This window comes from Kitasatospora sp. NPDC090308, assembly GCF_044769485.1.
Lineage (GTDB): Bacteria > Actinomycetota > Actinomycetes > Streptomycetales > Streptomycetaceae > Kitasatospora > Kitasatospora fiedleri.
This window is the reverse complement of sequence record NZ_JBIVXY010000005.1, coordinates 265,596-279,553: the sequence shown is the minus strand read 5'-3', so window position 1 is coordinate 279,553 and position 13,958 is coordinate 265,596. Positions and strand designations below refer to the sequence as shown.

15 protein-coding genes are annotated in these 13,958 nt (G+C 75.4%); 10 read left to right on the top strand and 5 right to left on the bottom strand.

Annotated features, from left to right (window positions below):
* Positions 1 to 73: 73 nt before the first annotated feature.
* Together lnt and fxsA are read left to right on the top strand one after the other, a co-directional pair.
* Positions 74 to 1,702 carry an apolipoprotein N-acyltransferase gene (gene lnt / locus ACIQVD_RS14430; protein WP_400686192.1) on the top strand — a complete coding sequence of 543 codons (1,629 nt, stop codon included), beginning with the start codon at positions 74 to 76 and terminating at the stop codon, positions 1,700 to 1,702.
* Between the two features lie 137 nt (positions 1,703 to 1,839).
* Positions 1,840 to 2,436, top strand: a complete 597-nt coding sequence (gene fxsA, locus ACIQVD_RS14425; protein ID WP_400686189.1) for an FxsA family membrane protein — start codon at positions 1,840 to 1,842, stop codon at positions 2,434 to 2,436.
* A 115-nt stretch (positions 2,437 to 2,551) separates the two neighbouring features.
* Here fxsA and ACIQVD_RS14420 read toward each other — a convergent pair whose 3' ends face one another.
* The 3 genes from ACIQVD_RS14420 to ACIQVD_RS14410 form a co-directional block, all read right to left on the bottom strand.
* Positions 2,552 to 2,926, bottom strand: a complete 375-nt coding sequence (locus ACIQVD_RS14420) for an RNA polymerase-binding protein RbpA (RefSeq protein ID WP_014134296.1) — start codon at positions 2,924 to 2,926, stop codon at positions 2,552 to 2,554.
* A gap of 235 nt (positions 2,927 to 3,161) precedes the next feature.
* A complete protein-coding gene (locus tag ACIQVD_RS14415; protein ID WP_402289061.1) occupies positions 3,162 to 4,781 on the bottom strand; it encodes an FtsK/SpoIIIE domain-containing protein in 1,620 nt (539 codons plus the stop codon).
* Positions 4,782 to 4,958: 177 nt separating this feature from the next.
* On the bottom strand, positions 4,959 to 5,153 hold the full coding sequence (locus tag ACIQVD_RS14410) for a hypothetical protein (protein WP_100835141.1): 195 nt from the start codon (positions 5,151 to 5,153) through the stop codon (positions 4,959 to 4,961).
* A 348-nt stretch (positions 5,154 to 5,501) separates the two neighbouring features.
* Here ACIQVD_RS14410 and ACIQVD_RS14405 point away from each other — a divergent pair, with 348 nt between their 5' ends.
* From ACIQVD_RS14405 to ACIQVD_RS14380, 6 genes are all read left to right on the top strand, one after another.
* Positions 5,502 to 5,903, top strand: a complete 402-nt coding sequence (locus tag ACIQVD_RS14405) for an ankyrin repeat domain-containing protein (protein ID WP_400686183.1) — start codon at positions 5,502 to 5,504, stop codon at positions 5,901 to 5,903.
* A 142-nt stretch (positions 5,904 to 6,045) separates the two neighbouring features.
* A complete protein-coding gene (locus tag ACIQVD_RS14400) occupies positions 6,046 to 6,552 on the top strand; it encodes a GNAT family N-acetyltransferase (protein WP_400686180.1) in 507 nt (168 codons plus the stop codon).
* Between the two features lie 255 nt (positions 6,553 to 6,807).
* Positions 6,808 to 8,271, top strand: coding sequence for an endo-1,4-beta-xylanase (locus tag ACIQVD_RS14395; RefSeq protein ID WP_402289057.1), 1,464 nt, complete (start codon positions 6,808 to 6,810; stop codon positions 8,269 to 8,271).
* 358 nt (positions 8,272 to 8,629) lie between these two features.
* A complete protein-coding gene (locus tag ACIQVD_RS14390; protein WP_402289054.1) occupies positions 8,630 to 9,517 on the top strand; it encodes a nucleotidyltransferase domain-containing protein in 888 nt (295 codons plus the stop codon).
* Positions 9,518 to 9,519: 2 nt separating this feature from the next.
* A complete protein-coding gene (locus ACIQVD_RS14385; protein WP_402289513.1) occupies positions 9,520 to 10,050 on the top strand; it encodes a GNAT family N-acetyltransferase in 531 nt (176 codons plus the stop codon).
* 106 nt (positions 10,051 to 10,156) lie between these two features.
* Positions 10,157 to 10,306 (top strand): hypothetical protein, encoded by a 150-nt coding sequence (locus ACIQVD_RS14380; RefSeq protein WP_402289052.1) that lies wholly within the window; start codon positions 10,157 to 10,159, stop codon positions 10,304 to 10,306.
* A gap of 7 nt (positions 10,307 to 10,313) precedes the next feature.
* On the opposite strand, the gene ACIQVD_RS14375 is transcribed toward ACIQVD_RS14380, so the two are convergent.
* Together ACIQVD_RS14375 and ACIQVD_RS14370 are read right to left on the bottom strand one after the other, a co-directional pair.
* A complete protein-coding gene (locus ACIQVD_RS14375) occupies positions 10,314 to 11,120 on the bottom strand; it encodes an alpha/beta fold hydrolase (RefSeq protein ID WP_402289049.1) in 807 nt (268 codons plus the stop codon).
* Positions 11,117 to 11,632 (bottom strand): MarR family winged helix-turn-helix transcriptional regulator, encoded by a 516-nt coding sequence (locus ACIQVD_RS14370; protein WP_402289047.1) that lies wholly within the window; start codon positions 11,630 to 11,632, stop codon positions 11,117 to 11,119. The genes ACIQVD_RS14375 and ACIQVD_RS14370 overlap by 4 nt, the downstream gene beginning before the upstream one ends.
* Before the next feature lie 131 nt (positions 11,633 to 11,763).
* Between ACIQVD_RS14370 and ACIQVD_RS14365 the strand changes: the two genes are divergently transcribed.
* Both ACIQVD_RS14365 and ACIQVD_RS14360 read left to right on the top strand, forming a co-directional pair.
* The gene (locus ACIQVD_RS14365; RefSeq protein ID WP_402289045.1) at positions 11,764 to 12,579 is read left to right on the top strand and encodes an SDR family NAD(P)-dependent oxidoreductase; all 816 of its coding nucleotides are present in this window, start codon (positions 11,764 to 11,766) and stop codon (positions 12,577 to 12,579) included.
* A gap of 98 nt (positions 12,580 to 12,677) precedes the next feature.
* Positions 12,678 to 13,907: a LuxR C-terminal-related transcriptional regulator gene (locus ACIQVD_RS14360; protein WP_402289043.1), complete on the top strand. Its 1,230-nt coding sequence runs from the start codon at positions 12,678 to 12,680 to the stop codon at positions 13,905 to 13,907.
* Positions 13,908 to 13,958: the final 51 nt, after the last annotated feature.

The window sequence follows — 13,958 nt, the reverse complement described above, 5'->3', positions numbered from 1 at the left end:
GTCGGACGAGGTGGAACGCGCGTGCGCCCCTCCCGGCGCGGAGACGATCCCGAGGTAGAGAGGTGGTGCGCAGGTGGCACTGCCCGTTTCGCAGGAGCAGCCGGTGGCCGAGCAGGACGCGGAGCCGCCGGCGCCCGGGCCGGGTGGCCGCGGGGCGCGGTGGGCGGACGGCCGCCGGGCCTGGTGGGGCCGGACCGTCCTCGCCGCGCTCTGCGGCCTGGCCCTGGCGTTCGCCTTCCCGCCGTTCGACGGGTGGCCGCTGTCGATCCTCGCGGTGGCCGGCCTGGCGCTGCTGACCCGGGGCCGCCGGGCCCGGCACGGCGCCTGGCTGGGCTTCGCCTTCGGCGTCCCGTTCTTCGTGGTGCTGCTGTCCTGGCTGCGCCCGGTCGGCTGGGACGCCGCCGTCGGCCTGTCGCTGATCGAGGCGCTGTTCCTGGCGCTGATGGGCGCGGGCACGGCGCTGACCTCCAGGCTGCGCGGCTGGCCGCTGTGGGGCGCGGTGCTCTGGGTCACCCAGGAGTGGATGCGCGACCGGCTGCCGTTCGGCGGCTTCCCGTGGGGTCGGCTGGCGTTCGCCAACACCGCCAGCCCGTTCACGCCGCTGGCCGCGCTGGGCGGTGCCCCGCTGGTGACCTTCGCGGTCGCGGGCAGCGGCACCCTGCTGGCCTGGGCCGCGCTGAGCGCGGTGCGCGCCCGGCGCACCGACACCGAGCTGCCCTGGCGCACCGCGGTCGGCGCGGCGGGCGCGCTCGCGCTGGTGCTGGTCGGCTACGCGGTGCCGGTGCCGACCTCGGCGGACGACACGGTGAAGGTCGCCCTCGTCCAGGGCAACGTGGACCGCCCCGGCATGGACTTCCTGGGCCGCCCGATGGAGGTGCTGGACAACCACGCCACCGCCACCGAGAAGCTCGCCGCCGCCGTCGCCGCGGGCACGGCGCCCAAGCCGGACGTCGTGATCTGGCCGGAGAACGCCTCCGACCTCGACCCGTTCACCGACCCGGCGGCCTACGCCCGGATCGACGCGGCGGTCAAGGCGGTCGGCGTCCCCACCCTGGTCGGCGCGCTGGTCGACGGCCCCGACGAGCAGCACGTCCAGAACGAGGGCATCGTCTGGGACCCGGCGACCGGCCCCGGCGCCTCCTACACCAAGCAGCACCCGGTCCCGTTCGGCGAGTACGTGCCGTTCCGCACCGAGCTGTCCAAGGTGATCAGCCGCCTCCAGCGGGTCGCCCGGGACTTCTACCCCGGCGACCACAACGGCGTGATGCAGCTCGGCCCGGCCCGGATCGGCGACGTGATCTGCTTCGAGGTGGCGTACGACGAGATCGTCCGGGACGCGGTCGACCAGGGCGGCCGGGTGATCGTCGTGCAGACCAACAACGCCACGTACAACAACACCGGGCAGACCGAGCAGCAGCTGGCGATGTCCCGGCTGCGGGCGGTCGAGCACGGGCGGGCGGTGCTGATCGCGGCGACCAGCGGCGTCTCCGCGGTGATCACCCCGGACGGTGCGGTGCAGCAGCGCACCGGCGAGATGGAGCAGGCCGTGCTGAACGCGGTGGTGCCGCTGCGCGACGGGAGGACCGTCGCGGACCGGGTCGGCGCCGCGCCGGAGTGGACGCTGGCCCTCGGCGGCGTGCTGGCCTGCGCGTTCGCGGTGGCCGGCGGGGTGCGCCGGCGGAGGGCGGAGCGCGCGGCCTGAGCGGCCGCGGGCCGACGGCCCCGGGTGCGCGCCGAGGAACACGGCGGGTCCCGGGGCCGTTGTGCTGGGTGGTGCCGTGGACGCGGCCGGAGAGGCCGGCCGCCGCGGAGAGCACCGCGATGGAGTGGATCCGTACCGTGTCCCGGCAAGCAACCCCGGCCCGCCCGGCCCGCCGCGGCCGGCTCGCCCGAACCGTGCCGCTGCTGGTCGTCGCCTGGCTGGTGCTGGAAATCTGGCTGGTCACCGTGGTGGCCGGCTGGATCGGCTGGTTCCCGACCCTGCTGCTGCTGGTCGCCGGGGTGTTCCTCGGCGGCGCGGTGATCAAGCGCGCCGGGGCGCGGGCCTTCCGGGCCGCCGTCGAGCTGTCCAGGGACCCGCAGTCCGCGCAGCCGCAGACCGGCACGTCGATGACGGTGCTGGCCGGCCTCCTGCTGATGGTCCCCGGCTTCCTGTCCGACCTGCTGGCGGTGACCTTCCTGCTGCCGCCGACCCGGGCCGTGTGGCGCGCCGTCGGCCGCCGGATCGCCGGCTCGGCGCTGCGCTCCACCACCCCGGTCGGCGCGGACCGGTTCGCCGACGCGGTGCGCCTGCAGGAGCAGCTGCGCATCCACCGGCCCGACGGCAAGGTCGTCCAGGGCGAGGTCGTCGACCCGCCGGCCGGCCCGCGCGGCTCCGCCGACCCCTCCGGCCCGTCCGGCCCGGACACCGGGTACCGTCCGCCGATCGCGCCCTGACGCTCCGTCGGACGCTCCGTCCGGCGGTTCCCGCGCACTCTCTTCCCGTGCACGCGGGAACGCCGAAGGGCCCCGGGGAACCGGGGCCCTTCGGCGGTGGTGCGGCGCTGGTCCGTCAGGCGGACTTGCGCGAGTCGCGCGGGTGGATCGCCAGGTTCATCCCGCCCGAGCGCAGGACGGCCAGGCGCTCGGCCAGGACCTCCTCCAGCTCCTCGCGAGTCCGGCGCTCCATCAGCATGTCCCAGTGGGTGCGGGTGGGCTTGGTCTTCTTCTCCTCCGGCTCCTCGCCGTCGAGGAGGGCGGCCTCCTGGCCGCAGAAACGGCATTCCCACACCACGGGAATCTCCGCCTCGACCGAGAACGGGACCTCGAAGCGGTGTCCGTTCTGACATGCGTACTCAACGGTCTGGCGGGGTGCCAGGTCAATACCGCGGTCGGTCTCGTAGCTGGTCGCCCCGAGTCGCGTGCCGCGGAGAGCTCGCTCGCTCATGAATCGTGCCTCCCGGGCTTCTTGCCCACAGGACTAGTGGTCGCTGTCTTCGTCGCTGGGTCCAACGCTCGACCTCCGACGAAGATTCCCGTCCGGGACATACGTCGCCTGTCGTGCCGCCCCTGTTTGTACCCATGGTCGCCCGTTTTGTCACATCTGGGCGGTGTTATCACCCGGCGTGTCACATTTTGTGCACTTATGGTCCGCCGAAGGGCGTCGGGCCCGACCGGTCTTCTTACCAGACCGGGCGCGGACTAACCTGCGCCGGGTCCTTCGTCAGATCGGTCGGCCGCGGCTGCGGCTCGGCGTCGGCCGGTCCGGCGTCGACCGGTCCGGCACCGACCCCCTCGGCGACCGCCGGAGCCGCCGCCTCGGTGCGGGTGTCGTGGTGCGGCAGCAGGGCGACCACCGCGTCCCGCAGCGCGGCCGGGGCGTCCTCGTCCAGCGGGTCGACGGTGACCGGGACCTGGAGCCGGACCGGCGCGGCGGCGCCGATCCGGGCGTAGCCGCGGCCGGGCGGGGTGTGCGCGGCGGGCGCGATGTCCAGCGGGCCGCCGAGCGCCGCCGCGCCGGAGTCGACGGTCACCGGGCCGAGCACCACCCGGGCCCGGGCGCAGGCGTGGACGGTCGCGGAGATCCGGTCCCGGGCGTCCAGCGCGTCCACGAACACCACCGTGACCCGGGCCGCCCGGCCGTGCCGCAGCGGCACCTCCAGCAGCTCCTGCGGGTCGGTGCGGCCCTCGGCGTGGGCGAGTTCGGACAGCTCGGTGAGGTGGTCGAGCAGGATCCACAGCGGGCGGGTGACGTCGGCGGGCGCGGCCAGCCCGTGGTGCCGGGCGGCGTTCAGCGCGACCAGCCGGCGCTCGGTCTCCTGCGCGCACCACTCCAGCGCGGCGAGCGCCCCGTGCAGGCTGGTCTCCACGGTGTGCACGCCCGGACGGTTCACCAAGCAGGCGTGCTCGCCGGTGCTCGCCCCGTCCACCACCACCAGGTCGCCGTGCGGCAGCGCCTGCAGGGCGATCGAGCGCAGCAGCGTCGAGGTGCCGTGGCCGGGCGCGCCCAGCGCCAGCAGGTGCGGCTCGGCCGAGCGCGGCCCGACCCGCCACACCACCGGCGGCTGCTGCCCGGTGACGCCGCCCTGCTCGACCGGGATGGTGCGGGGGCTGCCCGCGCCGTCGGTGAAGCCCAGCACGATCTCGCCCGGCGCGGTGACGAAGCGCTGCGCGGCGATGTCGGCGGGCAGCGGGGCCAGCGCCGTCACCCGCAGCCGGTTGGACTCCTCGTCCCAGTCGAAGCGGTACTCGCGCGAGCGGCCCGCCTTGCCCTGCACCACCTGCTCGATCCGGGCCCGGGCGGCCGGCTCGGTGTCGGTGAAGTACGCCGGGTAGACGATGTCCAGCGCGGCCAGCCGCCCGTCCGGGTCGAACGCCCAGTCCGCGAACACCGCCTTCCACTCGCCGTCCACCCGGTACAGCGCGCCCGGGTCGTCGTAGCCGCCGAAGTAGGGGGTGAGCGCCGCGTACAGCGCGGGCAGCTTGACGTCGGCGGCCTCCGGCTCGGGCACCGGCGGGGACTTGGGGCTGCGGCCGACCCAGGCGGCGGAGGCGACCAGGGCGACGATCGCCAACAGCGGGCCGTGCGGCAGCAGGAAGACGCCGAGCACCACGGCCGCGCCGACCAGCAGCGTCGGGCCGCGCCGCTCCTTCGGGGTGGCCGCCCAGCGGTCCTTGGCCCACTCGGCGTGGCGGCGCAGGCCGCGGCCGATCAGGGCCAGCGGGGCGAACACGTCGGCGGCGTGGTCGCCGGCGCTGCGGGCGAGGTCGCGGCCCCGGGTGAAGTGGCGGGTGAGGGACATGCGGGCTCCGGAGGGCAGGGAGGGGGAACGGTCACGGGGACAGGCACGGGGAACGGCGGCGGGGGACGGCCGCGGGGTACGGCGGTGGCGGGCTGACGGGGGATCGGCCGGGCGGGGCTGGCAGAAGGCCCGGGGCGGTGGGATGTCCGCGCCCGGGCCGTAAGGAGCAGGGACCGCTCAGAACTTCAGGCCGCCGATCAGGCTGGCCAGGCTCGCGCCGCCCGCCTGGATGGTCGGGGCGATCGAGGAGCCCGCGACGTAGAAGCCGAACAGGGCGCAGACCAGTGCGTGGGAGATCTTCAGCCCGTCCCGGCGGAAGAAGAGGAAAGCGATCACACCGAACAGGACGATGCCGGAGATGGAGAGAATCACGGGATTGCTCCTCACGAGGGGCGGGGACAGTGTGTACAGAAAGTGCCTTCATGGTGACAAGAAGTAATAGATGATGGGGTGCGGCAAACGGGTGGATCTCACCCGAGCACTCGGATCGGCGGTATACGTCCCGCGGGGCGGGGATGCGCAGGGCCAGTGGATCGCACCGGCGCACTCAGGCGTCCCCGCGCCTGGCGCGACCGCGCTCCGCGCACCCGGAATTCGCCCGAACGGCCGTGCCGCGCCGCGCCGGACGGCGCCGCGGGGGCGTCCGCTAGCGTTCGCGGTGGCACCACCAGGACGATCAGCGGCCCGCGCGGCCGCCCACCGGAAGGCGGAGAACACCCCATGACCGATCCCACCGTGCAGCCCGACGAGGACGTCATCGCCCTGGCCGGGCGGCTCTTCGAGGCCGCCCGCACCGGGGACGCGGCGCTGCTCGCCGCCTACCTCGACGCCGGCACCCCCGCCGACCTCACCAACGACCGCGGCGACACCCTGCTGATGCTCGCCGCCTACCACGGCCACGCCGCCGCCGTCACCGCCCTGCTGGAGCGCGGCGCCGAGGCCGACCGGGCCAACGACCACGGCCAGACCCCGCTGGCCGGCGCCGTCTTCAAGGGCGCCACCGAGGTCGTCGACGCCCTGCTCGCGCACGGCGCCGACCCGCGGGCCGGGGCGCCCTCCGCGCTGGACGCGGCCCGGATGTTCGGCAAGGACGACCTGATCGCCCGTCTCACCCGCGCCTGAGCCCGGCCCCTGCGCGGCTCCTGCAAGGCCCCGACCCGGCTCCTGCCTGGCTCTTGCCCGGCTCCTGCGCGGCTCCTCACCTGGCGGTTCACCCGCCCCCGGCACCGAGCGGGCCGGGGGCGGGCCCGTACCCTTGGGCGCCATGGAGATCCGCACCACCGGCTTCGGACACCCCGACGCCCAGCAACTCGCCGCCGAGGTCCAGCAGGAGTACGTCCGCAGGTACGGCGACGGCGACCAGACCGCCATCCACACCGACCACTTCGACCCGCCCGCCGGGCTGTTCGTGATCGGCTACCAGGACGGGCGGCCGGTGGCCTGCGGCGGCTGGCGGGCCAAGGAGCGGGACGCGGACGGGCTGCGCGACGGCGACGCCGAACTCAAGCGGATGTACGTCGTCCCCGACGCCCGCGGCCGGGGCCACGCCCGCGCGGTGCTGCGCCACCTGGAGGCCGCCGCGGTCGCCGCCGGGCGGACCCGGCTGGTGCTGGAGACCGGCACCCTGCAGCCGGAGGCGATCGCGCTCTACACCTCCGAGGGCTACGCCGAGATCCGCAAGTTCGGCTACTACAAGGACCACGAGCAGAGCGTCTGCATGGGCAAGGAACTGGCCGTCGTCCCCGTGGCGCAGCCCGCTGACGTGCGGTAGCTGTAACTTTCTTGACGGCGGAGCCGGTCGGGGCGGCCGCGGACCCGGGGGCCGGGGCCGCGGCCGCCGCGTCGTTTCCGGCTCCAGCCGCAGGTCGGGGCGGTGGGCGTCGAAGGACGGTCGAACGTCCGTCGAAATTTTCGGAGTCGGCCCGGCGGTGGCCGGTGGCGGTCGGCCCCGGCGCTCCGTTGCCGGGGCCGCGCGGGCCGCCGTACGGTCCGTGCACCCCACCCACCCCCTCGGAAGGGACCCACCATGGCTGCACAGTTGCGCGCAGCTCGCCGGCCCGGGCGCGCCCTCGCGGCGCTGGCCCTCGCCGCCGCCGGCGGACTGCTGGCCGCCGCCACCGTCGGCAGCGGACCGGCCGGTGCCGCGGGCACCACCCTGCGCGACCTCGCCGAGGCCAAGGGCGGCTACTTCGGCACCGCCCTGACCCAGTCCAACCTGAACAGCTCCACCATCACGGCGATCGCCGGCACCCAGTTCGACATGGTCACCCCCGGCAACGAGATGAAGTGGGACACCACCGAACCCTCCGCCGGGAACTTCAACTTCGGCCCCGGCGACCAGATCGTCTCCTTCGCCAAGGCCCACAGCATGCGGGTGCGCGGCCACACCCTGGTCTGGCACAGCCAACTGCCCGGCTGGGTCAGCAGCCTGCCCACCGCCCAGGTGAAGGCCGCGATGGAGAACCACATCACCACCGAGGCCACCCACTACAAGGGCCAGGTCTACTCCTGGGACGTCGTCAACGAGCCGTTCAACGAGGACGGCACGCTGCGCACCGACGCCTTCACCAACGCGATGGGCTCCGGTTACATCGCCGACGCGCTGCGCACCGCGCGCGCCGCCGACCCGAACGCCAAGCTCTACCTGAACGACTACAACATCGAGGGCCTGGGCGCGAAGAGCGACGGCATGTACCAGCTGGTCTCCTCGCTCAAGCAGCAGGGCGTGCCGATCGACGGCGTCGGCTTCGAGAGCCACTTCATCGTCGGCCAGGTCCCCAGCACCCTCAAGGCCAACATCCAGCGCTTCACCGCGCTCGGCGTGAACGTCGCCATCACCGAGCTGGACGACCGGATGCCCGTCCCGGCCAGCGCCGCCAACCTCGCCCAGCAGGCCACCGACTACGCCAACGTGGTCAACTCCTGCCTGGCGGTGACCGGTTGCGTCGGCGTCTCGCAGTGGGGCGTGGGCGACCCGGACTCGTGGATCCCGGACTTCTTCTCCGGCTACGGCGCGGCCACCATGTACGACAACAACTACCAGCCGAAGGCCGCCTACAACGCGGTGGTGACGGCGCTCGGCGGCAGCACCTCCTCGCCGTCCCCGTCCTCCTCGCCCTCCTCCTCGCCGTCCTCGTCGCCGTCCTCCTCGCCGTCGGTGCCGCCGACCGGCGCGGCGTGCAAGGTGAGCGCCCAGGTCAGCGCCTGGAACACCGGCCTGACCGAGAACGTCACGATCACCAACACCGGCGGCAGCGCCGTGAACGGCTGGACGCTGACCTTCACGCTGCCCGGCGGGCAGAGCGTCACCAACGCCTGGAACGCCACCGTCAGCCCGGCCGCCGGCCAGGTCGGCGCGAGCAACCTGTCGTACAACGCGGCGATCCCGGCCGGGGGCTCCACCACCTTCGGTTTCCAGGCCAACCACACCGGCAACGCCGCCGCGGCGAGCGGCTTCGCCCTCAACGGGGTGGCCTGCGCGGCCGGTTGAGCCGGGCGGCCGTCCGGACGGTCCGGGCCTGCCGGGCTGAGTCCGCCGGGCTGAGCCGGACCAGCTGAGCCGGGTGCGCCGATCATCCGGGCGGGACCGGGTCGGTCGGCCCAGGGCCGGGCGGGGCCGGGGCGACCGATTCAGGCCGGGCGCCGTGCGGGCGGCGACCGGTGGCGCGGTGGGGGCGGTGCGGCGCCCCCACCGCGCCCTTGTGCGTCCGGGCACCGCCAGCACGGCGGTGCCTTCCGGTGCCTTCCGGTGCGGGCCGGTGCGGGCCGGTGCGGGCCGGTGCGTGTCGGTGCGTGTCGGGCGGAAAATGCCTGGCGGCGGACGGTGCGGTGGGGCAGGGTGGCGGGTGATGACGAACGAGGGCGCGGGTGCGGCGGCGGAGCGGGACGAGGGAGAGAGCGGCCTCGGGTCCGGGCCCGGGCTCGGGCGGATCGCGGAGCGGCTGGCGCGGGTCGGCGGGGTGGTCGGGGTCTGCCTCGGCGGCAGCCGGGCGCGCGGCACGCACACCGCCGGGTCCGACTACGACCTCGGCCTGTACTACCGCCCCGGGCAGCTCGACACCGGCGCGCTGCGGGAGTTGGCCGCCGAGCTGTGCGGTCGTCCGGTGGAGGTGGCCGAGCCCGGCGGCTGGGGCCCCTGGGTGGACGGCGGCGCCTGGCTGGACATCGGCCCGGCCCGGGTCGACTGGATCTACCGGGACGTCGAGCGAGTCCGCCACTACGCGGCCGAGGCCCGCCGGGGCCGGTACGTCTCCGGCCAGCAGCCCGGACACCCGTACGGCGTGCCGTCCTACGCGTACATCGGCGAGCTGGCGCTGGCCCGGGTGCTGGCCGACCCGGCGGGGGAGCTGGCCGCGCTGCGGGGCGAAACCCCTTGTTTCCCGCCCGAGTTGACGCGGACGCTGGAGGCCGACGCGGCCTGGGAGGTGCCGTTCGTGCTGGCCAACGCGCGCAAGGGCGCGGGCCGGGGGGACGCCGGGTACGTCGCGGGCTGCCTGTTCCGGGCCTTCGGTCTGCTGGTGCACGCGCTGCACGCGCGGGCCGGGCGGTGGCTGGTCAACGAGAAGGGCGCGATCGCCTCGGCCGGTCGACTGCCGTGCGCGCCACCGGAGTTCGAGCGGCGGGCGCAGGAGCTGTTCGCCGTCGGCGGCACCGGTCCGGCGAGCCTGGCGGCGCTGCTGGACCGGGCGGAGGAACTGGCCGGCGAGGTGCTGGCCGGAGCGGGAGGAGCACCGTGACCGTGACCGAACTGACCACGCCCAGGCTGCTGTTGCGCCAGTGGCGGGACGGCGACCTGGACCGCTGGGCGGAGCTGAACGCCGACCCGGAGGTGCGCCGGTACTTCGGCACCCTGCTCGACCGGGAGCAGGCCGCCGGTTCGCTGGAGCACTTCCGGGCCGAGCTGGCGCGGCGCGGCTGGGGCTGGTGGGCGGTCGAACTCCGCTCGGAGGGAAGGTTCCTGGGCTTCGCCGGGCTCGACCCGGTGGACGAGGGGATGCCCTTCGACGGGGTCGAGGCCGGCTGGCGGCTGCACCGCGACGCCTGGGGCCACGGCTACGCCACCGAGGCCGGACGGGCCGTCCTCCGCTACGGCTTCGAGGAGTTGGGGCTGCCCGAGATCCTGGCCGTGATCGCGGCCGGGAACGCGCCCTCACGGGCGGTGGCGCGGCGGCTCGGCATGGTGCACGACCCGGCGGCGGACTTCCTCGACCCGAGCGTGCCGCCGGGGCCGCAGCAGCACGCGGTGGTGTACCGGTTGGCCAGAAGCTGACTGAACGTCAATTCCTTTACTGTGAGCCGGATTCGTTCGGCAGCAGGAGGTGGTGGGCGCGGTGAAGCGATCGGGGTCGGTGAGGCTGAGCAGGTGCCCGCCGGAGGTGTGGAAGAGTCGGGCGGGGGTGTCGGCGGTGCGGGCGGTGGCGCGGCGGCTCGGCATGGTGCACGACCCGGCGGCGGACTTCCTCGACCCGGGCGTGCTGCCCGTGCCGCAGCAGCGCGCGGCGGTGTACCGGCCGGCCGGGAGCTGACCGAACGTCAATTCCTTTGCTGAGGGCGGGAGTCGTCCGGCAGCAGGAGGTGGTGGGCGCGGCGCAGTAGGGCGGTGAAGCGGTCGGGGTCGGTGAGGCTGAGCAGGTGCCCGCCAGGGGTGTGGAAGAGCCGGGCGGGGGTGCCGGAGGTGCGGGCGGCGGTCAGGAAGAGCCGCTCGTCGGCGCGGAACGGCAGGTCGGAGCGGCCGTTGAGGAAGAGCGTGGGGGTGGTCAGTCGGCCGGTCAGGGCCAGGAAGTCGTGGCGGCGCAGTTCGGCGACGCTCTGGGTGAGGGCGGGCAGGTGGAAGCCGCCGGACAGCACCGCTTCGGCGGACTCCGGCGGGAGCAGCCGGCGCATCGCCCGGGCCTGGAGCCGGGCCGAACGCTCCTGCCCCAGGCGGTCGTTCAGTCGTCCGGCGGCGGCGTAGACGGCGGCCTGCGCGCCGCCGGTGCGGGCGGTGCAGCCGTGCAGGACGAGTGCGGCGAGGTCCGCGGGGTGGCGGGCGGCGTGCGCCAGCGAGACGTACCCGCCCAGGGACAGGCCGAGCAGCAGGGGGCGGCGTCCGGTCGACTCGTACGCCTCCCGGACGGCGCGGCGGACGGTGTCGACGGCTGCGTCCAGGGTGAACGGGCGGTCGGCGAGGGCGCCGTGGCAGGGCAGGTCGGGGGTGCTGACCCGGAAGTCGGGGGCGAGGCGGCGGGCGTGCGGGCGCCACATCGCGCCGGACAGTCGGATGCCGTGCACCAGGACCAGCGGGGGAGCGGTGTCGGGGCCGAACACCGTCAGACCGGGCGCGAGTTGCCGTCCGGTCACGAACGGTCCCCGTCGGGGGAGGGCTCCGCCGCGCCCGCCAGCATGTGCTCCTGCACCAGGCCCAGCACGTCCGCGGCGCGGCCGAGCTGCTCCGGGGGCGTCGCGCCGAACACCTCGGCGAGCAGGCCGCAGCGGGCGGCCCGGACCGCGTCCAGCACCCGGCGGCCCTCCGCGGTGATGGCGATGACGCCGCAGCGGCCGTCGGCCGGGTCGGCGCTGCGGCTGACCAGCGCGTCGGCGCGCAGGCGGCGCAGTTGCAGCGAGGCCGTCGAGACGTCGATGCGCAGGCACTCGGCGATGTCGGACACCCGCATCGGGCCCGCCGCCGCGAAGTGCTCCAGCAGCCGCAGCGCGCTGGGCGGCATGTCGCACCCGGCCAGCCGGGCCACCTCGGCGCGGACGTGCCTGCTCTCGCTCCACCGGACCAGCGCGGACAGCGCCGTCTCCAGCCGTGCCAGCTCCGGCGCGACGGCGGCGGCAGCGGCGGACGGCGGGGTGGCTGGTGAGATCACCGGACCAGCCTACCGGGCCCGGCCGCGCCCACCTGACGCTCCGGCAACTGCGGCACCGAGCAGCGCAGTTGTCGGCCCCTCCGGTCGAATGCTTTGATATCTCAAAGCATTTCCGGGCGTGAAGGGGAACCATGGCCACCGCAGTGATCACGGGCGGGACGGACGGCATCGGCCGCGCCCTCGCCACCGTCTACCTGGAGCGCGGACACCACGTCCTGGTGGTCGGCACCAACCCGGCCAAGGGCGCGGCGTTCCGGGCCGAGGCGCACCGGCACGGCACGAGCGACCGGGCGCACTTCCTGGCGGCCGACCTCAGCCTGGTCGCCGAGAACCACCGCCTGATCGACCACGTCACCGCCCACCACCCGGCCGTCGACGTCCTGGTGCTCGGCGCCCGCTACCACCGCTCCACCCGGGCCGAGACCGCCGACGGCCTGGAGGCCAACTTCGCCCTCCACTACCTCAGCCGCCACCTGCTCTCGCACGGCCTGCTGCCCCGACTCCGGCGCGCCGAACGGCCCGTGGTGCTCAACTTCGGCGGCGCCGGACTGACCGGCCCCGTCCGCTGGGACGACCTCCAACTGCGCCACGACTACCCCGGCACCGGAGCCCTCGGCCACAGCGGATCGCTCTGCGACCTGCTCGCCGCCCACCTGGCCGCCACCCACCCCGACGTCCCCCAACTGGTCAACCACCCCGGCACCGTCGCCACCAGCTTCGCCGGCGAGTACGACCCCGCCACCGCCGCCCACGTCGCCCACCTGCGCGCCCACGCCAAACCCCCCGCCCAGGCCGTCGCCCAGATCCTCCCCTACCTCGACGCACCCCCGGCCCCCCTCACCGCCGTCCTCGAAGGCCGCCGCGTCCCCACCGACACCCCGGCCTTCGACCCCGCCGCCGCACTGCGCCTGCACACCGCCACCGAGGAACTCCTCGCCGCGCTGTGAACGGCCGCCGTGGTCGCCACCTGGCCGTTTATCCAATGTCCAGCCGCCGCGGGCACCATCGGCGACCACGGCAGCGGCCACGGCGGAGGGGGGACCGGATGAACCGGCGCGGCGAGTTCACACCCACGGGACGCGCGGGCACCCGGCCGCGCGGCGCCTCCCCCTCGGCGGCGCGCCGGGGCCTGCCGGCCGCGCTGCGGCGGGCGGTGCACGCCGCCCGCCGGGCCGCCGACTCGGTGGCGGTCTTCGAGGACGCCGTCCCGCCGCTGGCCCGGGCCCTGCCGTTCGACCTGTGGGCCGGGGTGCTGCTCGACCCGGTCACCCTGCTCAACGTCGGCGGCAGCTTCCGGCACGGCGTCGGCGCCGAGTGGATGCCCCGGATGCTGGACATCGAGTACCGGGTGGGCGACGCCAACCAGATGCCGCACCTGTCGCGGATGAGCACCCCCGTGGGCAGCCTGGCGTCCGAACTGGACGGGCGGCTCGACCGCAGCGTGCGCTACCGGGACATCTACCGCCCGCAGGGACTGGCCGACGAGATGCGGGTCCTGCTGCGGGACGCCGGCCGGGTGTGGGGCGCGCTGGTGCTGGTCCGCGCCGCCGACCGGCCGCCCTTCTCGCCGGCCGAACTGGAGCTCGGCGCCGCCCTGTCCGGCGCCCTGGGCCGCGCCCTGCGCCGCTCGCTCGCGGCCCCGACCAACCCGGCCGACGGGCCCACCGCCGGTCCGGCCGGCGGGCCCACCACCGACCCCGTCGGCAGGTCCGTCGGCGGGCTCCTCGCCGGCCCGGCCGCCGTCGGGCCGAGCGCGCTGACCCTGCTGTCGGAGGAGTACGCGGTGCTCTCCCAGAGCCCGGGCGCCGAAGCCCGCTACGGCGAACTCGCCGAGGCCCGCGCGCACGGGACGGGCCTGCCGGCCTCGGCCTACAGCGTCGCCGCCGCCACCCTGCGGAGCGAGAGCGGGGGCAGCCGGGTCTGCGTGCCGACCCTCGACGGCGGCTTGGCCGCCATCGAGGGCTGGCGGCTCGACACCGCCGACGGCACCCGGGTGGCCCTGACCGTCGGGCCGGCCGTGCCCTCGGACCGGATCGCCGCGCTGATCCACGCCTACGGCCTGACCCCGCGCGAGTGCGAGGTCCTCGCCCACGTGCTGCGGGGCAGCCCGACGGCCGAGATCGCCGACCGCCTCGCGCTGTCCCCCTACACGGTGCAGGACCACCTCAAGGCGGTCTTCGACAAGACCGGGGTGCGCTCCCGCAAGGAGCTCGCGGGCCGGCTCTTCTTCCGGCACTACCTGCCGGGGCCCGCCGCCCCCGACCGGTCCCGGTGACCCGGCCCGGCCCGGACCGGGTCGCCGGGACCGGATCGCCGGTACCGGGCC